The organism is Polynucleobacter sp. JS-JIR-II-b4, from assembly GCF_018687815.1.
GTDB lineage: Bacteria > Pseudomonadota > Gammaproteobacteria > Burkholderiales > Burkholderiaceae > Polynucleobacter.
Genome location: NZ_CP061306.1, coordinates 1,102,719 through 1,127,239 on the forward strand (window position 1 = coordinate 1,102,719; position 24,521 = coordinate 1,127,239).

The 24,521-nt window shown below is 45.6% G+C and carries 27 protein-coding genes and 1 tRNA gene; 5 read left to right on the plus strand and 23 right to left on the minus strand.

The window, feature by feature from the left end:
- Positions 1 to 2: 2 nt before the first annotated feature.
- From nuoK to rpsO, 17 genes are all read right to left on the minus strand, one after another.
- A complete protein-coding gene (gene nuoK, locus ICV90_RS05605; protein ID WP_072582482.1) occupies positions 3 to 311 on the minus strand; it encodes an NADH-quinone oxidoreductase subunit NuoK in 309 nt (102 codons plus the stop codon).
- A complete protein-coding gene (locus ICV90_RS05610; RefSeq protein WP_215356882.1) occupies positions 308 to 955 on the minus strand; it encodes an NADH-quinone oxidoreductase subunit J in 648 nt (215 codons plus the stop codon). Before ICV90_RS05610 ends, nuoK begins: the two co-directional genes overlap by 4 nt.
- A 20-nt stretch (positions 956 to 975) precedes the next feature.
- Positions 976 to 1,467 (minus strand): NADH-quinone oxidoreductase subunit NuoI, encoded by a 492-nt coding sequence (nuoI, locus tag ICV90_RS05615; RefSeq protein WP_215319862.1) that lies wholly within the window; start codon positions 1,465 to 1,467, stop codon positions 976 to 978.
- Positions 1,468 to 1,478: 11 nt separating this feature from the next.
- Positions 1,479 to 2,552 (minus strand): NADH-quinone oxidoreductase subunit NuoH, encoded by a 1,074-nt coding sequence (gene nuoH / locus ICV90_RS05620; protein ID WP_072582485.1) that lies wholly within the window; start codon positions 2,550 to 2,552, stop codon positions 1,479 to 1,481.
- Positions 2,553 to 2,560: 8 nt separating this feature from the next.
- A complete protein-coding gene (nuoG, locus tag ICV90_RS05625) occupies positions 2,561 to 4,876 on the minus strand; it encodes an NADH-quinone oxidoreductase subunit NuoG (protein ID WP_215356884.1) in 2,316 nt (771 codons plus the stop codon).
- 32 nt (positions 4,877 to 4,908) lie between these two features.
- Positions 4,909 to 6,207 (minus strand): NADH-quinone oxidoreductase subunit NuoF, encoded by a 1,299-nt coding sequence (gene nuoF, locus ICV90_RS05630; protein WP_215356886.1) that lies wholly within the window; start codon positions 6,205 to 6,207, stop codon positions 4,909 to 4,911.
- Positions 6,204 to 6,710, minus strand: coding sequence for an NADH-quinone oxidoreductase subunit NuoE (gene nuoE / locus ICV90_RS05635; protein ID WP_072582488.1), 507 nt, complete (start codon positions 6,708 to 6,710; stop codon positions 6,204 to 6,206). Before nuoE ends, nuoF begins: the two co-directional genes overlap by 4 nt.
- A 22-nt stretch (positions 6,711 to 6,732) precedes the next feature.
- Complete coding sequence (locus ICV90_RS05640; protein WP_215356888.1) at positions 6,733 to 7,986, minus strand: NADH-quinone oxidoreductase subunit D; 1,254 nt, start codon at positions 7,984 to 7,986, stop codon at positions 6,733 to 6,735.
- A gap of 3 nt (positions 7,987 to 7,989) precedes the next feature.
- Positions 7,990 to 8,589 carry an NADH-quinone oxidoreductase subunit C gene (locus ICV90_RS05645; protein WP_215356890.1) on the minus strand — a complete coding sequence of 200 codons (600 nt, stop codon included), beginning with the start codon at positions 8,587 to 8,589 and terminating at the stop codon, positions 7,990 to 7,992.
- A 3-nt stretch (positions 8,590 to 8,592) separates the two neighbouring features.
- Entirely contained in the window at positions 8,593 to 9,075 is a 483-nt protein-coding gene (locus ICV90_RS05650) for an NADH-quinone oxidoreductase subunit B family protein (RefSeq protein ID WP_011902891.1), read from the minus strand.
- Between the two features lie 5 nt (positions 9,076 to 9,080).
- On the minus strand, positions 9,081 to 9,440 hold the full coding sequence (locus tag ICV90_RS05655) for an NADH-quinone oxidoreductase subunit A (protein WP_012357790.1): 360 nt from the start codon (positions 9,438 to 9,440) through the stop codon (positions 9,081 to 9,083).
- Between the two features lie 110 nt (positions 9,441 to 9,550).
- Positions 9,551 to 9,635 (minus strand) — tRNA-Leu (locus ICV90_RS05660).
- An 86-nt stretch (positions 9,636 to 9,721) separates the two neighbouring features.
- The gene (secG, locus tag ICV90_RS05665) at positions 9,722 to 10,066 is read right to left on the minus strand and encodes a preprotein translocase subunit SecG (protein WP_215319874.1); all 345 of its coding nucleotides are present in this window, start codon (positions 10,064 to 10,066) and stop codon (positions 9,722 to 9,724) included.
- 22 nt (positions 10,067 to 10,088) lie between these two features.
- A complete protein-coding gene (gene tpiA, locus ICV90_RS05670) occupies positions 10,089 to 10,847 on the minus strand; it encodes a triose-phosphate isomerase (protein ID WP_215356892.1) in 759 nt (252 codons plus the stop codon).
- 17 nt (positions 10,848 to 10,864) lie between these two features.
- Entirely contained in the window at positions 10,865 to 11,863 is a 999-nt protein-coding gene (locus tag ICV90_RS05675; protein WP_215360398.1) for an NAD(P)H-quinone oxidoreductase, read from the minus strand.
- A 22-nt stretch (positions 11,864 to 11,885) separates the two neighbouring features.
- Positions 11,886 to 14,045: a polyribonucleotide nucleotidyltransferase gene (gene pnp / locus ICV90_RS05680; RefSeq protein ID WP_215356894.1), complete on the minus strand. Its 2,160-nt coding sequence runs from the start codon at positions 14,043 to 14,045 to the stop codon at positions 11,886 to 11,888.
- A 270-nt stretch (positions 14,046 to 14,315) separates the two neighbouring features.
- Positions 14,316 to 14,585 carry a 30S ribosomal protein S15 gene (gene rpsO, locus ICV90_RS05685; protein ID WP_011902897.1) on the minus strand — a complete coding sequence of 90 codons (270 nt, stop codon included), beginning with the start codon at positions 14,583 to 14,585 and terminating at the stop codon, positions 14,316 to 14,318.
- A gap of 217 nt (positions 14,586 to 14,802) precedes the next feature.
- Between rpsO and ICV90_RS05690 the strand changes: the two genes are divergently transcribed.
- On the plus strand, positions 14,803 to 15,399 hold the full coding sequence (locus ICV90_RS05690) for a YSC84-related protein (protein ID WP_215356896.1): 597 nt from the start codon (positions 14,803 to 14,805) through the stop codon (positions 15,397 to 15,399).
- Positions 15,400 to 15,423: 24 nt separating this feature from the next.
- On the opposite strand, the gene ICV90_RS05695 is transcribed toward ICV90_RS05690, so the two are convergent.
- From ICV90_RS05695 to ICV90_RS05720, 6 genes are all read right to left on the minus strand, one after another.
- On the minus strand, positions 15,424 to 16,971 hold the full coding sequence (locus ICV90_RS05695) for a 2-isopropylmalate synthase (RefSeq protein ID WP_215356898.1): 1,548 nt from the start codon (positions 16,969 to 16,971) through the stop codon (positions 15,424 to 15,426).
- A gap of 230 nt (positions 16,972 to 17,201) precedes the next feature.
- Positions 17,202 to 18,065 (minus strand): CDP-diacylglycerol--serine O-phosphatidyltransferase, encoded by an 864-nt coding sequence (gene pssA / locus ICV90_RS05700; protein WP_215356900.1) that lies wholly within the window; start codon positions 18,063 to 18,065, stop codon positions 17,202 to 17,204.
- A 28-nt stretch (positions 18,066 to 18,093) separates the two neighbouring features.
- Positions 18,094 to 18,741 (minus strand): phosphatidylserine decarboxylase, encoded by a 648-nt coding sequence (locus tag ICV90_RS05705; protein ID WP_215356902.1) that lies wholly within the window; start codon positions 18,739 to 18,741, stop codon positions 18,094 to 18,096.
- A 41-nt stretch (positions 18,742 to 18,782) separates the two neighbouring features.
- A complete protein-coding gene (gene ilvC, locus ICV90_RS05710) occupies positions 18,783 to 19,799 on the minus strand; it encodes a ketol-acid reductoisomerase (RefSeq protein ID WP_046329933.1) in 1,017 nt (338 codons plus the stop codon).
- Between the two features lie 51 nt (positions 19,800 to 19,850).
- Positions 19,851 to 20,342: an acetolactate synthase small subunit gene (gene ilvN / locus ICV90_RS05715; RefSeq protein WP_011902903.1), complete on the minus strand. Its 492-nt coding sequence runs from the start codon at positions 20,340 to 20,342 to the stop codon at positions 19,851 to 19,853.
- Positions 20,342 to 22,129, minus strand: coding sequence for an acetolactate synthase 3 catalytic subunit (locus ICV90_RS05720; protein WP_215356910.1), 1,788 nt, complete (start codon positions 22,127 to 22,129; stop codon positions 20,342 to 20,344). Before ICV90_RS05720 ends, ilvN begins: the two co-directional genes overlap by 1 nt.
- A 193-nt stretch (positions 22,130 to 22,322) precedes the next feature.
- On the opposite strand from ICV90_RS05720, the gene ICV90_RS05725 reads away from it, so the two are divergent.
- The 4 genes from ICV90_RS05725 to ICV90_RS05740 are packed head-to-tail and all read left to right on the plus strand — an operon-like array spanning position 22,323 to position 24,521.
- Positions 22,323 to 22,892 (plus strand): RNA polymerase sigma factor, encoded by a 570-nt coding sequence (locus ICV90_RS05725; RefSeq protein ID WP_215356912.1) that lies wholly within the window; start codon positions 22,323 to 22,325, stop codon positions 22,890 to 22,892.
- Complete coding sequence (locus ICV90_RS05730) at positions 22,889 to 23,347, plus strand: DUF3619 family protein (RefSeq protein ID WP_215356914.1); 459 nt, start codon at positions 22,889 to 22,891, stop codon at positions 23,345 to 23,347. The genes ICV90_RS05725 and ICV90_RS05730 overlap by 4 nt, the downstream gene beginning before the upstream one ends.
- A gap of 14 nt (positions 23,348 to 23,361) precedes the next feature.
- Positions 23,362 to 23,976 carry a DUF3106 domain-containing protein gene (locus ICV90_RS05735; protein ID WP_215356916.1) on the plus strand — a complete coding sequence of 205 codons (615 nt, stop codon included), beginning with the start codon at positions 23,362 to 23,364 and terminating at the stop codon, positions 23,974 to 23,976.
- Positions 23,977 to 23,984: 8 nt separating this feature from the next.
- A complete protein-coding gene (locus tag ICV90_RS05740; RefSeq protein WP_215356918.1) occupies positions 23,985 to 24,521 on the plus strand; it encodes an RDD family protein in 537 nt (178 codons plus the stop codon).

A 24,521-nucleotide genomic window follows, 5' to 3' on the forward strand; every position in this document is an offset into this window, starting at 1 on the left:
GACTAGCCTTTAAGGTGGTCAAGATCATCGGCATTAATCGTGTCAACCTTACGGAAGAGCACAACCAAAATTGCCAAGCCGATAGCCGCCTCAGCAGCTGCCACAGTCAAAATAAAGAATACGAATACTTGACCAGCCATATCACCCAAATAATGGGAGAAAGCTACAAAGTTCATGTTCACCGAGAGAAGCATCAGCTCAATTGCCATCAGCAAAACGATGACATTCTTGCGGTTTAAGAAAATTCCGATAACGCTAGTTGCAAATAAGATCGCACCCAGCACTAAATAATGAGCGAGAGTGATATTCATTTCTTCTCCCCTCTTGTATCTTGCTTTGCAGCCATGTCTGAACCCATTTTCACAATGCGCATGCGATCTGCTGCAACGACATTGACTTGCTCGTGAACATTCTGCGATTTAGAGTCTTTGCGATTACGCAATGTCAATGCAACTGCGGCAATAATCGCCACTAGTAAGATCACACCAGCAACTTCAAAGGCGTATACATAATCCACAAAGATCAACATGCCCAAAGCTTGGGTATTGCTAGCCATCATTTCTTCTGGCATAGGTTGCACTGGAGCATTGGTTCCGATAAAGCTACGAATAATCACAATCGAAAGCTCTAGAACAATAACGGCACCCATCAAGAAGGCAACTGGCAGAAACTTTTTAAAATCGCGACGTAAATGCTCAATATCTAAGTCCAGCATCATCACTACGAAGAGGAACAGGACCATGACTGCGCCAACATAAACTAGTATCAGGGCCAAGCTTAAGAACTCTGCCTTGAGCAACATCCAAAGGCCTGATGCGCAAAAGAACGCTAATACCAAAAATAGTGCTGCATGCACTGGGTTACGAGCCGTAATCACGCGAAGCCCAGAAATCACCAATAAGCCTGCAAAGCCATAGAAGAACATGGCAAATAAAGTAGATGGATCGAATGTCATATTAGTTAAGCTCGATTCGATTAACGGTAAGGTGCATCAGCTGCACGGTTAGCGGCAATATCTTTTTCGTATTTATCGCCCACAGCTAAAAGCATATCTTTGGTGAAGTACAAGTCACCGCGCTTATCGCCGAAATACTCAAAAATATTTGTTTCAACAATAGCGTCTACTGGGCAAGCCTCTTCACAGAAACCACAAAAAATACATTTAGTAAGGTCAATGTCATAACGGCTGGTACGACGAGTGCCGTCATCACGTTCAGCAGTTTCAATGGTGATGGCATAAGCTGGGCATACTGCTTCACATAACTTGCAGCCAATACAGCGCTCTTCACCATTTTCATAACGACGAAGTGCATGTAAACCACGAAAGCGACTAGATAACGGCGTCTTCTCTTCTGGGTATTGAACGGTAATTTTTGGCTTGAAGAGATAGCGACCAGTAATAGACATACCGACCAAGATGTCTCTTAGCATCAAGCTATCGAGGAATTGGGAAATTTTCTTAAACATGATTTATCAACTTATTTCCAAATATTCCATGGTGAGACAACCCACGCGCCGATAACAACCACCCAAAATACTGAGATGGGAATAAAGATTTTCCAACCCAAACGCATAATTTGGTCATAGCGATAGCGCGGTAATGTAGCGCGTAACCAAATAACGCAGGATAAAAGGAAGAATGTTTTACCAAATAACCAGAAGAACCCTGGAATATCACGCAAGATTGGCAAGTCAACAATCGGCAACCAACCGCCTAAGAACATGATGGATGCAACAGCTGCAATCAAAATCATGTTGGCATATTCAGCCAAGAAGAACATGGCAAAAGACATGCCTGAATACTCAACCATGTGTCCAGCTACGATCTCGGATTCACCCTCAACCACGTCAAATGGATGGCGGTTTGTTTCAGCAACACCAGAGATAAAGTAAATCAAGAACATTGGCAGTAAAGGCAGCCAATTCCACGAGAGGAAATTAAGGCCCATGCTGGCAAAGTAGCCCTGCTCTTGTGAGGTTACGATGGCACTTAAATTTAATGAACCCGAGGTAAGCAAGACGGTAACCAATGCAAAACCCATTGCAATCTCATAGGAGATCATTTGGGCTGATGCGCGCATTGCACCGAGGAATGGATATTTAGAGTTAGAGGACCAACCAGCCAAGATGACCCCATAAACACCAATAGAAGAAATAGCCATGATGTACAGCAAGCCTGCGTTTACATCAGCCAAAACCATCTTTGCCTGAAATGGAATCACCGCCCAAGCAGCAAATGCAGGCATGATCACCATGATTGGTGCAATGAAGTACAAAACCTTACTAGCTTGAGCAGGTGCAATGATCTCTTTCATCAAGAGCTTTAATGCATCAGCAATTGGCTGCAATAAACCCAATGGACCTACGCGATTTGGGCCAAGACGAATATGCATCCAGCCAATCAACTTTCTTTCCCAAAGGGTTAGATAGGCAACGCAACCAAACATCGGCAATACGATGATCACAATACGAATCAATGCCCAAACCAAGGGCCACAATGAGCCAAAAATAGCCTCACCTTGAGTGGTAATGAGGTTCAAGAAATTATCCATCTCGTCCCTTATGCCTTACTAATAGTTACTGGACCAAACATCGATCCCAATTTGGCACTTGCCATGGTGCCAGCAGAAATTCTGACAGCTCCAGGCGCTAAATTAACTTCTAATGTTGCCGGCATATCAACTGAATGAGAGTCTTGGGTAACGCGCACTGCATCACCCTCTTTGAGACCCAATTCAGCAAAAGTAATTTTATTTAGGCCTACCTGATTGCCGCGCTTAGCATCACGCGTTAAATGCAAGGCTGAAGAACGCCGTACGATTTGGTCGCCAGCATAAATATTGACATCAGCCAAACGCTCGAGACCATTGAAAGGCGCTAGATTTCCATTGGCAATCGAAGAGCTAGAAGCTTTGTTATTTAAGCGATTGCAATAACCATCGTCCAATGCTTCTCCTAGGACTTCCTCAGGAGCATTAAACAAGAAACCGTCTAAACCTAAGAGCCCGCCTAATACGCGCAATACTTTCCATGCTGGACGTGAATCACCTAAAGGCTTCACTGAAGGCTGGACAGTTTGAACTCTTCCCTCTAAATTCACAAAGGTAGAGACTGTTTCTGAGAAAACTGAAGTAGGCAGAATGACATCAGCTACCTCCATCAAGTCAGAACTCTTATAAGCGCTCAAAGCAATAACGGTGTTAGCCTTTTCCAGGGCTGCACGAGCAGCTGCTGGGTTTGGCAAATCTGAATCTGGCTCGATATTCATCAAGATCACTGCGCGACGTTCGCCAGATAAGACTGACTCAACACCCACGCCGTTAGCATTCACTAAAGATGCACCAACTGCGTTTCCGCCAACCGGCAGGAAGCCTAAAGTAGCACCAGTCTGATCAGCAATAAATTGCGCCATAACGTGCAAGTCAGAAGCATGGTGATGCGCAATAGCAGCAGAACCGAGCAATACAGCCTTTGACTCACCGGAAAGCAAGCTATCTGCAATCTTCTGCGCCGCAGGAGAAACGGTTAGATTAAATGTGCCAACTGGCGCTGTTACTGATTTTGCTTTTGCAACAGCAAGTGCAACTTCACTCAATGCATTCAACCATGCGCTTGGAACTACTGAAATACCGCTACTTGGAATCAACCAGTCATCACCACCCGCATCAATACGTAATACTTGTAAGGCGCGTTTGCTGGCAGTACGAATACGAGCAGCCAATACAGGCTGGTCTTTGCGTAAGAAACTACCAATAACTAATACACGATCCAATTCATTGATCTTGGCGATTGGCATACCCAACCATGGCGCTGCTGCTGCATTTTTTACATCCGTTTGGCGCAATCGAGCTTCCATTTGATTGGAGCCAAGGCCACGCACTAGCTTTTGCAAGAGGTGCAATTCCTCAGTAGAAGATATTGGGTGGGCTAAAGCACCAATGGACTCGGGGCCACTTTCTGCTGAAATTGTTTTCAGAGAATGAGCAACATAATCTAAAGCTGACTGCCAATCTGTTTCTAACCACTGGCCGCCCTGCTTCACCATTGGCGTGGTTACACGGTCAGCACTATTTAAACCTTCATAAGAGAAGCGATCACGATCACTAATCCAGCATTCATTAATGGCTTCGTTCTCTAGAGCAACTACACGCATGACTTTATTAGCTTTAGTCTGAACTGTAGTGTTGGCACCTAAGCTATCGTGCGGACTAACTGAACGTTTACGTCCGAGTTCCCATGTACGAGCTGCATAACGGAATGGCTTGCTGGTTAAAGCGCCAACTGGACACAAATCAATCATGTTTCCAGACAACTCTGAATCTACCGTCTGACCAACGAAGGTGGTGATCTCAGAATGCTCACCACGGTTGACCATACCCAGCTCCATAACACCGGCAACTTCTTGGCCGAAGCGTACGCAACGAGTGCAATGGATGCAACGCGTCATCTCTTGCATGGAGATCAATGGGCCAACATTCTTATGGAAGACAACACGCTTCTCTTCATCGTAACGTGAGTTTGATTTTCCGTAACCAACCGCTAAGTCTTGTAATTGACACTCGCCACCCTGATCGCAAATTGGGCAATCTAATGGATGGTTAATGAGCAAGAATTCCATGACAGAACGCTGGGCTTCTACAGCTTTGGCAGAATGCGTAAACACCTTCATACCTTGAGTTACTGGTGTAGCACAAGCGGGAAGAGGTTTAGGGGCCTTCTCTACTTCAACCAAACACATGCGGCAGTTAGCGGCAATCGATAACTTCTTGTGATAGCAGAAGTGAGGAACGTAGGTGCCGAGCTTGTTCGCGGCGTGCATCACCATCGAACCTTGCGGAACTTCTACAGTCTTACCATCTAATTCGATTTCTACCATGCTCACTTTTAGATATCCCGTGCTCTAAATCTTTATAAAGGTTGTGCAGAATCTAAGCAGCGCTTATGTTCTACGTGATACGCAAATTCATCCATGTAATGTTTCAACATGCCACGAACCGGCATTGCTGCTGCATCACCTAAAGCGCAAATCGTACGACCTTGAATATTGGCAGCTACGTCATTCAGCAAATCCAAGTCCTCTGGACGCCCTTCACCATGTTCAATGCGATGAACAATGCGCCATAACCAACCAGTACCTTCGCGACATGGTGTGCATTGACCACATGATTCTTCGTGATAGAAATAGGACAAACGCTCTAAGGCGCGGACCATACAACGGGTCTCGTTCATCACGATCACGGCACCAGAACCCAACATAGATCCTGCCTTTGCAATACTGTCGTAATCCATAGTCAGATCCATCATCTGCGCACCAGGAACAACCGGCGCAGAAGATCCTCCAGGAATCACAGCCTTCAAAGCCTTGCCATCACGCATACCGCCAGCAAGCTTTAAGAGCTCTGCAAATGGAGTGCCCAACGGAATTTCATAGTTGCCTGGATGAACTACGTCACCCGATACCGAGAATATTTTGGTTCCACCATTATTGGGTTTTCCAAGCTCTAAATAGGCTGGACCGCCAATGGCCAAAATGAATGGCACAGCAGCAAATGTCTCAGTGTTATTAATGGTTGTTGGCTTGCCATACAAACCAAAGCTTGCCGGGAATGGTGGCTTAAAGCGCGGCTGACCTTTTTTACCTTCTAAAGACTCAAGCAAGGCCGTTTCTTCACCGCAAATATAAGCACCCCAACCTGGGGATGCGTGTAACTGGAAGGAAAAATCGCTTCCTAAAATTTTGTCACCCAGATATCCTGCTGCTCGCGCTTCTTCAAGCGCCTCTTCGAAGCGAGAATACACATCCCAGATTTCACCGTGGATATAGTTGTAACCAACAGTAATCCCCATTGTGTAGGCACCGATGATCATGCCTTCAATCAAAGCGTGTGGGTTATAGCGCATGATGTCACGGTCTTTAAAAGTACCCGGCTCACCTTCATCGCTATTACAAACTAAATATTTTTGCCCCGGGAATTGACGGGGCATGAAGCTCCACTTCAAACCCGTTGGAAAGCCTGCGCCTCCACGACCACGTAATGAAGAAGCTTTTAATTCAGCGATGATGGCATCAGGAGAAACTTTGTCATTAATTAAACGACGTAATTGTTGATAGCCGCCACGACTTTCGTAATCCTTTAAACGCCAGTTATCTCCATTTAATCCAGCGAGGATTAAAGGCTTGATATGGCGATCGTGCAAGCTGGTCATGCTGCTTTCCCTTCTGCACGTAACTCACTCAATAAAGCATCAATCTTTTCTTTGCTCATAAAACTGCACATGCGCTTGTCATTCACCAACATCACTGGTGAATCACCACAGGCGCCCATACACTCACCCTCTTTCAAGGTAAACGTCCCACATGGGGTAGTTTCGTTGTAGCCAATACCTAAAGTCTCTTTGAGGTATGTTGCTGCGGTTTCACCATGAGTTAATTGGCATGGCAAATTAGTGCAAATCACCAATTTGTACTTACCAATTTTCTTGGTGTTGTACATATTGTAGAAAGTTGCGACTTCATCAACAGCAATGCTTGGCATTTCTAAAATCTGGGCAACCGTTTCAATAACTTCAGGAGAAACCCAGCCCACCTCAGTTTGAGCAGCAATCAAACAAGCCATCACAGCGGATTGCTTATGCTCAGCAGGATACTTAGCGATATTGCGATGAATATCAGCCAGTGTTTTATCGGATAGTTGCAGAGTCGTAGTCATTAAATATTCCTTGGCACGCCTATTAGCGGTCAATCTCCCCGAACACAATATCTTGGGTACCAATAATGGTTACTGCATCAGCCAACATGTGGCCACGTGACATCTCGTCCATTGCCGACAAGTGCGCAAATCCTGGCGCACGAATCTTCATACGATATGGTTTATTTGCCCCATCAGAAATCAGGTAAATACCAAATTCACCTTTAGGATGCTCAACGGCTGAGTAAGCCTCGCCGTCTGGAACGTGAATGCCTTCAGTAAATAATTTGAAATGGTGAATCAACTCTTCCATATTGGTTTTCATGTCCACGCGCTTTGGCGGGGAAACCTTATGGTTGTCACTCATCACAGGACCTGGATTAGCCTTTAACCAAGCAACGCACTGTTTGATGATGCGATTGGATTGACGCATTTCTTCCATGCGCACTAAATAACGATCATAAGAATCGCCATTCACACCAACAGGAATATCAAAATCTAAACGGTCATAGACTTCATATGGTTGCTTCTTACGTAAATCCCACTCGATACCTGAACCACGTAGCATCGGACCGGTAAATCCGAGCTGCAATGCACGCTCTGGAGTCACAATACCGATATTCACCAATCGCTGCTTCCAAATGCGGTTATCAGTTAAGAGGTTGCAGTACTCATCTACATTGGCATCAAAGCCATTAGTAAATTGCTCAATGAAGTCCAATAATGTGCCGCTACGGTTTTCATTCAAACGCTTAATGGCAGATGTACTACGAATCTTGTTCTTAGTGTATTGAGCCATTTGATCAGGCAGGTCACGATAAACGCCACCTGGACGATAGTAAGCGGCATGCATACGTGCACCAGATACCGCCTCATACATATCAAAGATATCTTCGCGATCACGGAAAGCGTACAAGAAAACAGCCATCGCACCAACGTCCAGACCATGACAACCAATCCAAAGCAAGTGATTTAGCAAGCGAGTGAGCTCGTCATACATCACGCGGATATATTGAGCACGCAACGGAACATCAACTTGCAGTAATTTTTCAATGGCCATGACATAAGCATGCTCATTGGACATCATGGAAACGTAATCTAAACGATCCATGTAAGGAACGTTTTGAATCCAAGTACGTGTTTCAGCTAATTTTTCTGTCGCGCGATGTAATAAACCGATATGCGGGTCAGCGCGCTGGATCACTTCACCATCGAGCTCAAGCACTAGACGTAATACGCCATGCGCTGCAGGATGCTGAGGACCAAAATTGAGGGTGTAGTTCTTAATTTGTGCCATGACTTAAACCGGACCTCCGTACTGCTCTTCACGAACAATGCGTGGAGTAATTTCGCGAGCCTCAATCGTGACCGGTTGATAGACAACGCGCTTCAACTCTGGGTCATAGCGCATTTCCACATTACCGCTGATTGGGAAATCTTTTCTAAATGGATGACCAATGAAGCCATAGTCAGTCAGAATGCGACGCAAGTCTTCGTGACCGTCAAATAGAATGCCGTAGAGATCGAAAGCTTCACGCTCAAACCAATTGGCTGCAGCCCAAACTGGTGTAATTGAGGCTACTAATGGGTAGCTATCGTCGGGCGCAAAAACACGAACACGTAAACGCCAGTTGTGTTGCAAAGAAAGTAGATGACTTACAACGCCAAAGCGCAGACCGCTCCATGCCCCATCACGAAAATCTTGATAGTCAACACCACACAGATCTATCAATTGCTCAAAAGCAAGTGAAGGATCATCACGCAACAACATGGCAGATTCAAAATAAGTGTCTGCATTAACAACTACAGTCACCTCACCTAATGCAATCTCAATGGATTTAGCGCGCTTACCTAAAACTTTTTCTAAGTTGGCTGCTAATTGAATTAAACGATCTGACATAACTTAAGCCTTCCGCGCAATCGTGCTCGTACGAGCAATCTTAGATTGCAGCTGAATAATTCCGTAGATGAGCGCCTCTGCAGTTGGAGGGCATCCTGGAACATAAATATCGACTGGCACAATGCGGTCACAACCGCGAACTACTGAATATGAGTTATGGTAATAGCCGCCACCATTGGCACAAGAACCCATGGAAATTACCCAGCGTGGTTCTGGCATTTGGTCGTAAACCTTGCGCAATGCAGGAGCCATCTTGTTGCATAGCGTGCCTGCAACAATCATCAAATCGGATTGACGTGGAGAAGGACGAAATACAACGCCAAATCGATCCAAGTCATAACGGGAGGCGCCTGCATGCATCATCTCAACAGCACAACAAGCCAGACCAAAGGTCATGGGCCATAAGGAGCCATTACGTGTCCAGTTAATTAGCTGATCAGCAGTGGTGGTTACAAAACCTTCTTTAAGTACGCCTTCTAATGCCATATCTATCACTCCCAGTCGAGAGCGCCCTTTTTCCAGATATATACAAATCCCACAATGAATTCCAATAAGAAAATCACCATAGAGGCGTAGCCAAGCCATCCAATATCACGTAGAGCTACACCCCATGGGAATAGGAATGCAGTTTCTAAGTCAAACAGGATGAAGAGAATGGCGATTAAGTAGTAACGCACGTCAAACTTCATACGCGCATCTTCGAATGCTTCAAAACCGCACTCATACGGAGAGAGTTTTTCAGCGTCAGGCTTCGAAGGAGCCAAGATTTTTCCGAGGAACATGGGGACTAATCCCACCCCAATACCTACGAGGATAAAAAGCAGAACAGGAAAGTAATTAGCGAGATTCAAAATAGCCCTGATTCGTTTGTCTGGTAAATCCTAAAAACAGCAAATTATTACTTATTCCACTACATAGGGCATTGATTTAGAGCAAAAAAATGCATATCAATACCCATTATTGGTGCCGACGGCGAGACTCGAACTCGCACAGCCTAAGCCACTACCCCCTCAAGATAGCGTGTCTACCAATTTCACCACGTCGGCATCTTGCAAAACTCATCAATTCTACTGCATTGCACAAGTGCACTACCCCAAATTCTGGGCTAGAAAATCTGTAAAAACCAACTGTTTTACTTAGGAACTGCTGGTTTGCTTGGGTCCTGTGTTGGGGCTACTGGAGCGGCTGGCGTTGCTGCCGGGGCTACAGTTCCGGAGAGGACACCAGGACTTACTTCCTTCTTGTTACCAATCCAAGTAATTCCTAAAGTGCAAAGGAAGAAAACTGCTGCAAAAACAGCCGTTGTATGGGACAAGAAATTAGCAGATCCACTAGCGCCAAAGAGGCTACCGGAAGAGCCCGAACCAAAGGCAGCGCCCATATCGGCACCCTTACCTTGCTGTAATAGCACCAATAGAATGACAGCCAAAGCTGAAATTACCTGCAATACGATTAATAAAGTCTTAAACCATTCCACAGCTTATCTCCAAATAAAAAATCTATGCCTGACAAATAGCTAGAAAGTCTTGGGGATTCAAGGATGCTCCCCCAACCAATCCACCATCTATATCTGGCATGGCAAATAATTCAACAGCATTGTCAGGCTTGACACTGCCGCCGTACAAAATTCCAACGTGAGATGCAACATCCTCATTAAATTCAGCCAATTGCAGACGAATAGCACGATGCATATCTTGCGCAACTTGGGCGCTGGCAACTTTGCCTGTACCGATCGCCCATACTGGCTCATAAGCAATTAAGCAATCAGCAAGACGATCTTGTAAAACACCCGCCTGCTTTGCAACTTGAGCACAAACAATCTCTTCCGCCCTGCCCGAATTTCTCTCATCAGCAGTCTCACCCACACAAATCACTGGAGTCATGCCATTGTCCAACACCTCGAGGGCTTTAGCAGCAACAGCCTCATCAACCTCTTGGTGCATTTGACGGCGCTCAGAGTGCCCAACGATGACATAAGTACAACCAAGTTCTTTGAGCATTGAGGCAGCAACCTCACCGGTATAAGCGCCTGAACCATGGGCTGATGCATCTTGTGCGCCTAGATTCAAAAAAGCCAATGAATGCTCTTTAATCAACTGCGCACATTGGGATAAATACGTAAATGGCGGGCAAACCGCATATTTACGTCCTGACGGCATTCCACTCTCCATGCCACGAGCAACGGTTTTGATCCAATCTTGATTACTTGCAAGACTGCCATTCATTTTCCAATTGCCGATAACGATGAGTGGTCGCATAGGGGTAATGAATATTTCTAAACAGTTAAAACAATTTTGCCAACGTGCTCGGATGACTCCATCAATGCATGAGCATCTGCCGCTTGATCTAGCGTAAACGTTTTATAAATGACTGGCTTTAGTTTGCCAGCATTGAGCAAAGGCCAAACATTCTCAAAAAGCTGTTTGGTAATTTGCTTCTTAAATGAAACTGGGCGTGGACGTAAGGTTGAGCCGGTAATCGTTAAGCGACGGCGCAGAATCTGATTGGTACTCACTTCTGCTTTTGATCCGCCCTGGATTGCAATAATCACAATGCGCCCATCATCAGCGAGACAGTCAATTTCTTTTTGCACGTAAGCGCCGGTGACCATATCAAGAATGACATTAACGCCTTTGCCATCTGTTGCCTTCTTCACTTCTTCTACAAAATCTTGTGTCTTGTAATTGATAGCGAGATCAGCACCCAATGCTACACATGCGGCACATTTTTCATCCGTACCAGCAGTTACAAATACTTTATGGCCTAAGGCTTTGGCGATCAGGATTGCAGTCACGCCGATACCACTGGAGCCACCTTGAACCAATAAAGTTTCGCCTTCGGCCAATTGACCCCGCATGAAGACGTTGCTCCATACGGTATAAAACGTTTCAGGCAAAGCTGCAGCTTCTTGATCAGTAAACCCCTTAGGGTAAGGCAAGCACTGGGCTACAGGCGCAGTACACAAGTCAGCGTAACCACCACCTTGAACGAGTGCACAAACCTTATCACCCAGCTTTAAGCCAAATACATTATCAGGATGAGATAAATCACCGCCGACGATTTCACCGGCAACTTCAAGACCGGGAATATCAGATGCGCCAGCTGGAACAGGGTAATGCCCCTTGCGTTGTAAAACGTCAGGTCGATTAATTCCAGCTGCCAGAACTTTGATCAAAATTTCACCAGTCCCAGCAGCAGGAGCTGCTGGATCAGGGCGAGTAGTTGGCACCAGCATTTCTGGGGCACCAAACTCCTTAATTTCAATAACGCGCATAAATACTCCCGAGGCTTCTTGCTTAGGCAGTTTCGTCAGATGCAGGAGTTGCTTCAACAGCAACGCCAGCCAAAGGAGCAATCGTGCCTCCTTCATCAGCCATCGCAGCTTTCAATGACAAACGTAAACGGCCACGCTCATCAGCAGCAAGCAATTTCACGCGAACCACTTGGCCTTCTGCCAAATAGTCTTTAACTTCTTTTACACGCTCATTAGAAATCTCAGAGATGTGCAAGAGGCCATCTTTACCAGGAAGAATGTTGACCAAAGCGCCGAATTCGAGCAACTTCACAACTGGGCCTTCGTAGATCTTACCTACTTCAGCTTCAGCGGTAATGCCTTCGATACGCGCTTTAGCTTCAGCCATACCTTCAGCGGAAGTAGAAGCAATTGTTACAGTGCCATCATCTTTGATGTCGATGCTGCAGCCAGTTTCTTTGGTCAAGGCTTGAATTGTTGCGCCGCCTTTACCGATTACTTCACGGATCTTGTCTGGATGAATCTTGAAAGAAACCATACGTGGGGCATGAGCTGACAATTCTGTACGAACTGAACCCATTGCTTCTTGCATTTTGCTCAAGATATGCAAACGGCCTTCTTTAGCTTGAGCCAAAGCGACTTGCATAATTTCTTTAGTAATGCCCTGAACTTTAATGTCCATCTGGAGCGCAGTAATACCGTTAGCAGTACCTGCCACTTTAAAGTCCATGTCACCCAAGTGATCTTCGTCACCCAAGATATCAGTCAATACAGCAAAACGATTGCCGTCAAGAATCAAGCCCATTGCTACGCCAGCAACGTGTGCTTTAACTGGAACACCAGCATCCATCATTGCTAAACAGCCGCCGCAAACAGAAGCCATGGATGAAGAACCATTGGACTCTGTAATTTCTGAAACCACGCGAATGCTGTATGCAAAATCTTCAGCACTTGGCAATACTGGAATCAATGCACGCTTAGCCAAACGGCCATGACCAATTTCACGACGTTTTGGGCTACCTACACGGCCAGTTTCACCAGTGGCGAACGGAGGCATGTTGTAGTGGAACATGAAACGATCGCGGTATTCACCTTCGAGCGCATCAATGATTTGTTCATCACGAGCAGTACCTAAAGTTGCAACAACGAGAGCCTGTGTTTCACCACGGGTAAACAAGGCAGAACCGTGTGTACGTGGCAATACGCCGTTACGAATTTCAATCGGACGGACAGTGCGTGTATCGCGACCATCAATACGTGGCTCACCGTTCAAAATCTGGCTACGAACAATCTTCGCCTCGATTTCAAACAAGATGTCGTTAACAGCTACCGCGTCAACATCACCCTCTTCTTGTAACTTAGCTACAACTTCTTTAGTAATTTCTTTGAGTTTGTCTGAACGAGCCCCTTTTTGACGAATCTGATAAGCCTCGCGCAATGGCGCTTCAGCCAAAGCAGTAACCTTGGCGATAAATGGCTCATCTTTAGGAGCAGCAGTCCAATCCCACTCTGGCTTACCAGCTTCAGAAACCAATTCGTTGATAGCGTTAATCGCAGTCTGCATTTGGTCGTGACCATATACAACTGCACCTAACATGACTTCTTCAGAAAGCTGGTTAGCTTCAGACTCAACCATCAATACAGCGGCTTGTGTACCAGCAACGATCAAATCAAGTTCGCTAGTAGCTTGCTCTGTACGAGTTGGGTTCAAGAGGTATTGACCATTAGCGTAACCAACGCGTGCTGCGCCAACTGGGCCAGCAAATGGAATACCTGAAATAGCCAATGCTGCAGAAGCAGCGATCAAAGCAGGAATATCAGAAGGAACATCAGGGTTGATAGACAACACATGAACAACTACTTGAACTTCGTTCAAGAAGCCTTCTGGAAACAAAGGACGTAATGGACGGTCGATCAAGCGGGAGATCAATGTCTCACCTTCTGATGGACGACCTTCGCGACGGAAGAAGCCGCCCGGAATCTTACCTGCTGCGTATGTTTTTTCTAGGTAGTCAACAGTCAACGGGAAAAAAGACTGGCCTGGCTTTGCAGACTTAGAGGCTACTACTGTGCCCATTACTACTGTGTCATCAACGTTAACAATAACAGCGCCACCGGATTGACGGGCGATCTCGCCTGTTTCCATAGTTACCTGATGATTGCCCCATTGAAAACTTTTTACTGCTTTTTTAAACATTGTCATTCTGATCTTCTCCAAATTGTTCACGCAAAACTCACATGAGAGTTGCGCTTGTCGTGGGATAAAGCAGTGTCACGACAACACTGGAGCGATTTAAGATCACAAGGGATGCCATTCCAGGGAGACTCTGAATCAACTTTCAGAAGCTCATTGGAATGACACAATCCCCTACACAAATAATCTTGAAGCGCCCAAAAAAAACATGCCATCTGCTTAAGACTGAATCCGCTAAGAAACAACCCTAAGATAGATGGCATTGCATACCGATAAGAATTACTTACGGAGACCTAATTTCTCAATCAATGCGCGATAGCGATCCAAATCTTTGCCTTTGAGGTAATCCAAGAGGCGACGGCGACGTGAAACCATCTTCAACAAACCACGACGGCTGTGATGATCTTTAGCGTTAGCCTTGAAATGGGGGGTTAATTCATTGATGCGGGCTGTGAGCAATGAAACTTGAACTTCAGGGCTACCCGTATCGTTTGCGCTGCGCGCGTTATCTTTGACGATTTCCGCCGTTTTAATATCAGCAACTGCCATTTTTAATACTCCTTACTTGCGAACACTTGAGCTTTCACCCAACCTGTGTCGTGCGTGTTTAACAAAATAAAACAAAAAAGCTTTATAAATCAAAGCCATCGAATTGTAGCAGACTGCGCCCTAAAAGATCGTGCAAGGCACCAGATATTGGTATGCTGTTGGTATAAATGACACAGAAAAACATTAAAAAACTATATAAATCAATAACTTATAAATAATGAACCCTATTTTCCGCTCCTTGGCGACCCTCGTTACCCTCTATTTTTGTCTAAACGGTGCTGTTTTGGCGCAATTTTCGAACCCATTTGGATCAGATAAAACGGTTGCCCAGCAACGCCAAGAAATCCTCAAAAAGAATGATGAAATTTTGAGGCACCTATACCAAGTACAACCCAAAGCCAAAGAGCTCATTGATAAATCCGTTGGATATGCGACCTTTAGCAACTTCGGCATGAAGATTCTGATTGCAGGAGGTGGAACCGGTAGCGGCGTTGTGATTCTCAAAGCAAATAAGAAGACCATCTATATGAATATGGCTGAAGTTCAGGCTGGCTTGGGTTTTGGCATCAAATCATTTCAGAATATTTTTGTATTTGAAACTGAGGCAGCCATGAACGATTTTGTAAATTCTGGATGGACGTTTGGTGGGCAAGTTACAGCAGCAGCCAAATACGAGAAAAATGGAGACGCCTATCAAGACGCTACCGTAGTTGCCCCAGGAGTTTTAATGTACCAATTGACAGACTCTGGCCTTGCTGCTGAAATCACCGGCAAAGGCACCAAGTACTATAAAAACACTGACTTAAATAAGTAAATCTCTTTACAGATGATTCAATGATTAAGGAGTCATCTGTGCATTGAGCTTAGCTTGACTCGGATCATGCAATTTGTTCAAAGCAGATAAATAGGCTTTTGCGGAAGCGGCAATGATGTCTGGGTCGGTACCTACCCCATTCACAATACGACCACCTTTTGCCAAGCGTACAGTAACCTCACCTTGAGACTGCGTACCTGAAGTAATGGCATTGACAGAATAGAGCAACTGCTCTGCCCCACTCTTAGCAATTTCTTCAATCGCATTCAAACTCGCATCTACTGGACCATTACCTTCTGCTTCAGAGCTAATCTCTTTATCACCCATGCGGAACGTCACGCGAGATTTAGGGCGCTCGCCAGTTTCGGAATGTTGACTTAAAGAAATAAATTTATAGTGTTCACCCTCTTCTGCCGCTGCAGAATCTGACATGATGGCAATAATATCTTCATCAAAAATCTCAGACTTTTGGTCAGCTAACGCTTTAAATCTGGTGAAAGCTTCGTTCAAATCAGCCTCGGCCTCAACAGTAATACCCAATTCTTGCAAGCGCTGTTTAAAGGCGTTACGACCGGATAATTTACCCAAAACAATCTTATTAGCAGACCAACCCACATCTTCTGCGCGCATGATTTCATAAGTGTCACGGTTCTTCAAAATACCGTCTTGATGAATGCCTGAAGTATGTGCGAAGGCATTTGCACCGACGACCGCCTTGTTAGGCTGGACCACAAAGCCGGTGATCTGAGATACCAATTTAGATGCTGGAACAATTTGCGTTGCATCGATGCCGCACACCATATCAAAGTAGTCTTTACGAGTGCGCAAAGCCATCACAATTTCTTCTAAAGCAGTATTACCTGCACGCTCGCCCAAGCCATTGATCGTGCACTCAATTTGACGTGCTCCGCCAATCTTTACACCCGCCAAGGAATTAGCAACCGCCATTCCCAAGTCGTTATGGCAATGCACTGACCAGACCGCTTTATCGGAGTTAGGCACGCGGGTTCGCAAAGTCTTAATAAACTCTCCATACAACTCAGGAGTGGCATAACCTACGGTATCAGGAATGTTGATAGTAGATGCACCTTCGTTAATAACCGCCTCAACTACCCTACACAAGAAATCCATTTCTGAGCGATAGCCATCCTCTGCAGAAAACTCAATATCTTCAGCTAAGTTACGCGCAAAACGGATGGAGCGTTTAGCCTGTTCTAAAACCTCTTCTGGAGACATGCGTAATTTCACGGCCATGTGTAATGGACTTGTTGCCAAGAATGCATGAATACGCTTGGCGTTTGCCGCCTGCAATGCATCGGCGGCTCGTGTGATGTCTTTATCATTCGCCCTAGCCAACGAGCAAACAATAGAGTCCTTAACAGCAGCTGCAACCGCAGATATAGCTTGGAAGTCACCCTCCGAGCTAGCAGCAAAGCCAGCCTCGATCACATCTACTTTAAGACGTTCTAACTGACGAGCAATGCGTACTTTTTCGTCTTTAGTCATGGATGCGCCAGGTGACTGTTCACCATCTCGCAAGGTGGTATCAAAAATGATTACTTTGTCGCTCATCACTACTCTCCGGTTTTAAATACTTCTGAACTTCTTCAGATAACACAATCTCATAAAACAAAAACCCCAGCAATTAGCTGGGGCTGGTATGTGGTGGTTAATGAATCTGCTTTATCTCATTAACTCAGGCCTTACCCGCCCCAAGCTTTAGGCTTAGTGCTAGCAGAAGGAGGCCAGTTAAAGGTGAGAAATTCATCAACATGGAATTAATATACCCCAAAAATAGGGAATTAGCTAAAACGTTTACCGCTGAGACGCTCCCAAGCCCAAATTACATAGCCAGAGATGGAATACACCACGAATAAACCAAACAGCGTTAAGGGTGGATTTGAGGATATCAAGACAAAGGTCAAGATCATTAAAACCATCACACCAAATGGCACGCGGTAACGGACATCCAGGGCCTTACCACTATAAAAACGGGCATTAGAAACCATGGTGAGTCCGGCGTAGACGGCGATAAAGAAGGTAATCCAAGGGATTGCAGTATCGCGAACTGGAATCTTATTGTCATCAGCCAACCAAATAAAGCCCGCCATTAATGCACCAGCAGCCGGACTTGGTAGTCCTTGAAAAAACTTCTTATCCACTACGCCAGTATTTACATTAAAGCGGGCTAAACGCAAGGCAGCACCAGCACAGTATGTGAATGCTGCTAACCATCCCCACTTACCCAAATCTTTTAAAGCCCACTCATAAGCAACCAATGCAGGCGCAACCCCAAATGAAACCATATCAGCAAGAGAATCATACTGCTCACCAAAAGCGCTTTGAGTGTTGGTCATACGGGCTACACGGCCATCCATGCCGTCTAATACCATTGAAGCAAAGATAGCGATTGCTGCAATCTCAAACTGGTGATTCATTGCGTTCACAATGGCATAGAAGCCGCAAAACAAAGCTGCGGTTGTAAAGGCATTTGGAAGAAGATAGATACCCTTGCTGCGTAAGCGGGGCTTTTGAGGATGCAACTCCTCTACTTCGTAATCAATACCATCACCTAAGTCTTCAGCCCATTGATCTTCTGAAGAAGTAACGCGCCTCTGGGAGAGACGGCTTCGGTCAATACGACCACGACGGCGAAATGTAGTCAAAGAATATCCCAGTGAATAATATTTCGAATCAATCCAAACCAGGCAAACGAGCCAAGGCTGTATTTGTTGCAAATACTTTATCACCAACGCTCACTAGCGGCTCTGCAGTCAGTGGCAAATAAATATCTACTCGCGAACCAAAGCGAATAAATCCATAGCGCTCACCTGCTTTGAGGCGATCGCCAACATGAATGTAGCAAAGAATACGGCGGGCAATTAAGCCAGCAACCTGGACTAAGGTAACTACTTGGCCATTAGCATCGATAACAACGGCGTTACGCTCGTTCTCAGTAGATGCCTTATCCAAATCCGCATTCACAAATTTACCCGGGAAGTATTGAATCTCTTTCACCAAGCCATTTACCGCACTACGATTAGAGTGCACATTAAATACGTTCATGAATACGCTGATTTTGAGCGCTTCACGGCCAGCATATGGATCATTAGTTTTTTCAACGACAACAATCCGGCCATCAGCTGGAGATAAAACAAGATCGCGACCTAAAGCAGGAATACGCTGCGGGTCACGAAAGAACTGCAGAACAAAGAAAAAAATGATCCAAAGAGGCCATGACCAAGCTATCCCACCTAAATAGTGAACTAGCAAAGTCAATGCCCCCACTAACGCTAAATACGGCCAACCTTCTTTCGCAATAATGGGGTGCGGATACATCATCTTTGTTCTGAGCCTTTTATTGAACTGCTATTAGTAGATGCTTAGTTCTTAGTCTGGTCAACTAATTTGTTCTTAGCAATCCAAGGCATCATGGCGCGCAATTTAGCACCAACAACTTCGATGTCATGTTCAGCATTCAAACGACGACGTGAAATCAAAGTAGGCGCACCTGCTTTGTTCTCCAAGATAAAGCTCTTAGCGTACTCACCAGTCTGAATATCTTTCAAGCACTGACGCATTGCATTCTTAGTATCTTCAGTCACAACACGTGGGCCAGTAACGTACTCACCGTACTCAGCGTTGTTAGAGATGGAATAGTTCATATTGGCAATACCACCTTCGTAGATCAAGTCAACAATCAACTTGAGCTCATGCAAGCACTCGAAGTAAGCCATTTCAGGAGCGTAACCAGCTTCAACCAAAGTCTCAAAACCAGCTTTGATCAATTCAACCGCGCCACCACAAAGAACAGCCTGCTCACCGAACAAGTCAGTTTCAGTTTCTTCGCGGAAGTTCGTTTCGATAATGCCAGCACGGCCACCACCGTTTGCAGTTGCATAAGACAGCGCAACATCACGAGCAGAGCCAGATTTATCCTGGTAAACAGCGATCAGATGAGGAACACCGCCACCTTGAGCGTATGTACCACGAACTGTATGACCAGGCGCCTTAGGGGCAATCATGATCACATCTAAGTCAGCGCGTGGCTGAACTTGACCGTAGTGAACGTTAAAGCCATGAGCAAACGCCAATGCAGCGCCCTGCTTAATGTTGCCGTGAACTTCTTTGCTGTAAACATCAGCAATTTGCTCATCTGGCAAGAGCATCATGACTACGTCTGCATCTTTAACCGCTTCGCCAACTTCTTTTACCGTTAAGCCAGCATTCGCAGCCTTGCTCCAGGAAGCACCATCTTTACGCAAACCAACAGTAACGTTACAGCCGGAATCTTTCAGATTCAATGCGTGCGCGTGACCCTGTGAACCATAACCAATGATGGTGACTTTCTTGCCCTTAATGAGGGACAAATCAGCGTCTTTATCGTAAAAAACTTTCATGCTCTTTCCTTGTATTGAAAATGTAATTAATGCAGTAATCAGTTAAAAAAATTAAACCTTGAGGATACGTTCACCGCGACCAATCCCAGAACCACCCGAACGGACGGTCTCCAGAATCGATGCGCGATCGATCGAATCAATAAAGGCATCCAACTTGGCACCATCACCTGTTAACTCGATGGTGTAACTCTTATCAGTCACATCAATGATGCGACCGCGGAAGATATCAGTAGTACGTTTGAGCTCCTCGCGTTCTTTACCTACCGCACGTACTTTAATCATCATGAGCTCCCGCTCAATATGCGGACCTTCGCTTAAATCAAATACTTTTACTACCTCAACCAAACGGTTTAGGTGCTTAGTAATCTGTTCAATGACATCGTCCGAACCAAAAGTGACGATAGTCATGCGAGATAGGGATGGATCTTCAGTAGGTGCAACACTCAAAGTATCAATGTTGTAACCACGCGCAGAAAATAAACCCACTACACGCGATAAGGCACCCGGCTCGTTCTCTATGAGTACAGAAATGATGTGTCGCATTAGAGATCCTCACTACCCAAAAGCATTTCAGTAATACCCTTGCCTGCTTGAACCATAGGCCAAACGTTTTCTTCTGGGTCAGTCTGGAAATCCATAAACACCGTACGATCTTTTAAGCGAATTGCCTCTTTAAGCGCACCCTCAACATCGGATTTTTTCTCGATACGCATACCAACGTGACCATAGGCCTCTGCCAACTTCACAAAGTCAGGCAAAGAATCCATGTATGAGCTGGAATAACGTTTGTTATAGGTGAGCTCTTGCCACTGGCGAACCATACCTAGGTAACGATTGTTCAAGGACACGATCTTCACGGGAGTGTTGTATTGCTTGCAGGTAGAGAGCTCCTGAATACACATCTGAATAGAGCCTTCACCAGTAATGGCGAATACATCCTTATCAGGAAATGCTTTCTTGATACCCATGGCATAAGGCAAACCTACACCCATGGTACCCAGACCACCTGAATTAATCCAACGACGTGGCTGATCAAACTTATAGAACTGAGCTGCCCACATTTGATGCTGACCTACGTCAGATGTGATGAATGCATCACCTCCAGTGAGCTCCCACAACTTTTGAACCACATACTGTGGCTTAACAATTTGTGACGCTTCGTCGTACTTCAAGCAATCTTTTTTGCGCCACTCATTAATCTGATCCCACCAAGCAGCAACTTTGTCGCCATTTTTGCGTGGGCCAGCAGCTTTCAATTGGGCAGTCATCTCTACCAATACTTCTTTGAGATTACCAACAATAGGAACATCTACTTTGACACGCTTCGAGATAACGGAGGGGTCAATATCAATATGAATAATCTTGCGCGGATGACTTGCAAAGTGCTGTGTATTCCCAATCACGCGGTCATCAAAACGAGCGCCAATAGCAATTAACACATCACTGTGTTGCATCGCCATATTGGCTTCATAAGTACCATGCATGCCGAGCATGCCCAAGAACTGAGGACTTGTGCCAGGAAAACCGCCCAAGCCCATCAAGGTATTGGTAACTGGATAACCAAGTAAGTCGGCAAACTCTTTGAGCTCTGGAGCAGCATCAGAAAGGATAACGCCACCGCCGGTATAGATGTATGGACGCTCCGCCTCTTGCAGTAACGCTACCGCTTTACGAATCTGACCGCTGTGACCCTTTACAACAGGGTTGTAAGAGCGCATCTCCAAAGTCTCTGGATAAACAAATGGTCCTTTAGCAGCTGATACGTCTTTAGGAATATCAATCAATACAGGACCAGGGCGGCCTGTCTGCGCGATATGGAAAGCCTTCTTCAATACCAGCGGAAGATCTTTAACATCTTTTACTAAGAAGTTGTGCTTCACCACCGGGCGTGTGATACCAACGGTATCTGCCTCTTGGAAAGCATCTTCACCAATCGCGTACGTTGGGACGTTACCGCTGATGATCACCATTGGGATCGAATCGGTATAGGCGGTTGCGATACCGGTCACCGCATTGGTAACACCAGGACCGGAGGTAACTAATGCAACGCCAACCTTACCGGTTGCGCGCGCATAACCATCGGCAGCATGAACTGCTGCTTGCTCATGGCGAACCAAAATATGTTCGAACTTGTCTTGTTTAAAAATTTCATCGTAGATGAAGAGAACGGATCCGCCTGGGTAACCCCAGACAAATTCAACACCCTCTTTGTGCAATGCATGCACGAGCATTTCAGCACCAATCATTTCTGGAGGCGCTTCTACGAGATTTGTATTTGCTGTGTCTTTGTTAGCTTTAGTAGCTAAAAATTCGGCGCTGCTTGTATTCATTTTCCTTCGTCCTTTGCAATTTTCGGCAAAAAATTGTTTGGTCTGTTCTATCTCTTGCTTTTGGCCTGAGTTCGAACGGCGCTGCTACCGGAAAAAACCACTTCTTGAATGAGATTCTAGGTAGTAAGCCCTATATTCTATAGCAATCCCCTAAAATGACTCAATTCTTACAGATTCAGGTCTAATCCATTGCATGGCATCAGCCCAAGAACTATCCGACTTTCTCAGTAGTGTTGAGCAGCGTGCTTTTAAGCAGGCGGTTTACGCCGTGCGTGACGACGATGCTGCGATGGATATCGTGCAAGATGCCATGATCAAATTAGCCGAGAAATACGGTGATAGACCAGCAGGAGAACTTCCCCTGGTATTCACCAGAATTCTGCAAAATCGCATTCATGATTGGTTTAGAAGGCAAAAGGTTAGAAATACCTGGGTCACCTTGTTTTCCAATATGGGCAAAAAATCCGATGAAAGCGATGATTTTGACCCTTTAGAGTCCCTTGCAGCCCCTGATGACAGTGAAATTCACCAAGATGGGGCTCAAAAGCTTGAAAAAAGTCAGCTTTTACAGGCCCTTGAGTCAGAAATATCTAAATTGCCTGTACGTCAACGAGAAGCCTTCCTGATGCGTTATTGGGATGAGCTAAGCATTACTGAGACGGCCAAAACAATGAGTTGTAGTGAAGGAAGCGTCAAAACGCACTGTTCTAGAGCCACCCAGACATTAGCTAAAGCATTGAAATTAAAAGGAATTACGCTGTGAAACACTTTGATGACCAATTTACCCAGACCCAAGTCGACCAATTTGGCCAGGCTAGCGCTGCCCTGCTTCGTCAAGGTACTCAGAGCATTCCCAAGCATCTGAAAGATCGCCTATATGCAGCACGTATGAAGGCCCTTTCAGTTAGAAAACCTGAAAAAGTACGCATTCAGAAGCAAGTATTTGCTGGTTCATCGCGTAATTGGACCTCTGGATCTAATAGCCTCTGGGATAGCGTTGGCTGGATTGCTCCGCTAGTGGTCCTCGTATTTGGCCTGATTGGCATTGCCCAATGGCAAGATGATTCTCGTATTAATGACATTGCCGAAGTGGATGCCGCTCTTTTGTCTGATGATGTGCCTCCTGATGCATATGCAGACAGTGGATTTATGGCCTTCCTCAAAAACGGCCCTCTCTCCGAATCTGATAGCCAATCCGACTTAGTACGCAGCAAATAATCTTGACTCGTTTGATGTCTATGAGAACTAGAACAGGTCAAGTTTGTGGCGCTGCCCTATTGGCATTTTTCTGCGCCGCCCAGGCGAGTCCAGCACTTGCGCAAGGTGCGCCTAGCGCTCCGCATGGAAAGGCTACGGCCATTCCTGAAAAGAAACCTGATGGTACTTGGGATGGTTTAAAGCCAGCACAACAGAAAATTCTTGCGCCGCTAGAAAGCGACTGGGATTACATGTTGCCCGATAGTCGCAAAAAATGGATTCAGGTTGCCAACATTTATCCCAAGATGAGCGCACAAGATCAAGAGCGACTTCAGTCTCGTATGACAAGCTGGTCCAATCTTTCGCAGAAGGATCGTCGCATTGCCCGCGAAAACTACCTCACCAGCCTAAAATTCCCTGCAGAGAAAAAAGCGGAGGCATGGTATGCCTACCAAAAGCTGAGTGATGAGCAAAAGAAGAAATTGGCTGACTCTGAACTAAAGAAGAAGCCTACTGCCGCTAATGCCCCAACACTTCAGCAACATCCTATTTCACCTAAGGCTGCTCTCCCCGCCGCCGTCATTGCTCCGAGCGCACCTGCGCCAGCAGATGGTGCCGGTTCTAATGCAGAAGCCGGCTCCCCTTATTAAGCGGTCGCATGACACCTGCTGAATTAGACGCATTACCCTCACCTCAATTTTGGCGACGAGTATCTTGCTGCCTCTATGAACAGCTCGTATTGCTTGGCGTCATTGCCTTTACTTTTCTAGTCCCTAATCTTGGCTTGGGGATGCTATTAGGTATCTCATTACCCAGCTGGCTGACATTTATATATCTCTACGCTGTGCTGGGGATTTATTTTGTTTGGTACTGGACTAAATCTGGTCAAACTCTCGCCATGCAAACATGGCGGGTTCGCCTTGTTGGACGCGGCGGTTTCAATCTCACTAAACGACAAGCCTTTTGGCGTTATGTCTATGGCTCGCTCTGGCTCATTCCTTGTGTACTATTGCAATGGGTATTTCATTTAGAGAAATGGCAAATTATTGAAATGCTATTCACTGTAGCTTTGTTAATTTGGCCACTGAGCATCTATTTAGATCGTCAGAGTTTTCTATATCGACAAAGCCTTCCAGACCGCTTCGCTGGCACACGATTGGTTGAGCTCCCCAAAAACCTCGTTACCTTGAATTAA

Coding starts and splice junctions, on each gene's coding strand:
- ICV90_RS05725 (WP_215356912.1), top strand. CDS start 22,323: ATGGCATCAGCCCAAGAACTATCCGACTTTCTCAGTAGTGTTGAGCAG.
- nuoH (WP_072582485.1), bottom strand. CDS start 2,552: ATGGATAATTTCTTGAACCTCATTACCACTCAAGGTGAGGCTATTTTT.
- nuoI (WP_215319862.1), bottom strand. CDS start 1,467: ATGTTTAAGAAAATTTCCCAATTCCTCGATAGCTTGATGCTAAGAGAC.
- ICV90_RS05720 (WP_215356910.1), bottom strand. CDS start 22,129: ATGAATACAAGCAGCGCCGAATTTTTAGCTACTAAAGCTAACAAAGAC.
- tpiA (WP_215356892.1), bottom strand. CDS start 10,847: ATGCGACCACTCATCGTTATCGGCAATTGGAAAATGAATGGCAGTCTT.
- ICV90_RS05645 (WP_215356890.1), bottom strand. CDS start 8,589: ATGTCAGATCGTTTAATTCAATTAGCAGCCAACTTAGAAAAAGTTTTA.
- ICV90_RS05695 (WP_215356898.1), bottom strand. CDS start 16,971: ATGAGCGACAAAGTAATCATTTTTGATACCACCTTGCGAGATGGTGAA.
- ICV90_RS05675 (WP_215360398.1), bottom strand. CDS start 11,863: ATGCGCGTTATTGAAATTAAGGAGTTTGGTGCCCCAGAAATGCTGGTG.
- ICV90_RS05650 (WP_011902891.1), bottom strand. CDS start 9,075: ATGGCATTAGAAGGCGTACTTAAAGAAGGTTTTGTAACCACCACTGCT.
- nuoE (WP_072582488.1), bottom strand. CDS start 6,710: ATGACTACGACTCTGCAACTATCCGATAAAACACTGGCTGATATTCAT.
- ilvC (WP_046329933.1), bottom strand. CDS start 19,799: ATGAAAGTTTTTTACGATAAAGACGCTGATTTGTCCCTCATTAAGGGC.
- pnp (WP_215356894.1), bottom strand. CDS start 14,045: ATGACAATGTTTAAAAAAGCAGTAAAAAGTTTTCAATGGGGCAATCAT.
- ilvN (WP_011902903.1), bottom strand. CDS start 20,342: ATGCGACACATCATTTCTGTACTCATAGAGAACGAGCCGGGTGCCTTA.
- ICV90_RS05690 (WP_215356896.1), top strand. CDS start 14,803: ATGAACCCTATTTTCCGCTCCTTGGCGACCCTCGTTACCCTCTATTTT.
- ICV90_RS05735 (WP_215356916.1), top strand. CDS start 23,362: ATGTCTATGAGAACTAGAACAGGTCAAGTTTGTGGCGCTGCCCTATTG.
- nuoF (WP_215356886.1), bottom strand. CDS start 6,207: ATGACCAGCTTGCACGATCGCCATATCAAGCCTTTAATCCTCGCTGGA.
- ICV90_RS05705 (WP_215356902.1), bottom strand. CDS start 18,741: ATGATGTATCCGCACCCCATTATTGCGAAAGAAGGTTGGCCGTATTTA.
- ICV90_RS05610 (WP_215356882.1), bottom strand. CDS start 955: ATGACATTCGATCCATCTACTTTATTTGCCATGTTCTTCTATGGCTTT.
- rpsO (WP_011902897.1), bottom strand. CDS start 14,585: ATGGCAGTTGCTGATATTAAAACGGCGGAAATCGTCAAAGATAACGCG.
- ICV90_RS05640 (WP_215356888.1), bottom strand. CDS start 7,986: ATGGCACAAATTAAGAACTACACCCTCAATTTTGGTCCTCAGCATCCT.
- ICV90_RS05740 (WP_215356918.1), top strand. CDS start 23,985: ATGACACCTGCTGAATTAGACGCATTACCCTCACCTCAATTTTGGCGA.
- nuoG (WP_215356884.1), bottom strand. CDS start 4,876: ATGGTAGAAATCGAATTAGATGGTAAGACTGTAGAAGTTCCGCAAGGT.
- nuoK (WP_072582482.1), bottom strand. CDS start 311: ATGAATATCACTCTCGCTCATTATTTAGTGCTGGGTGCGATCTTATTT.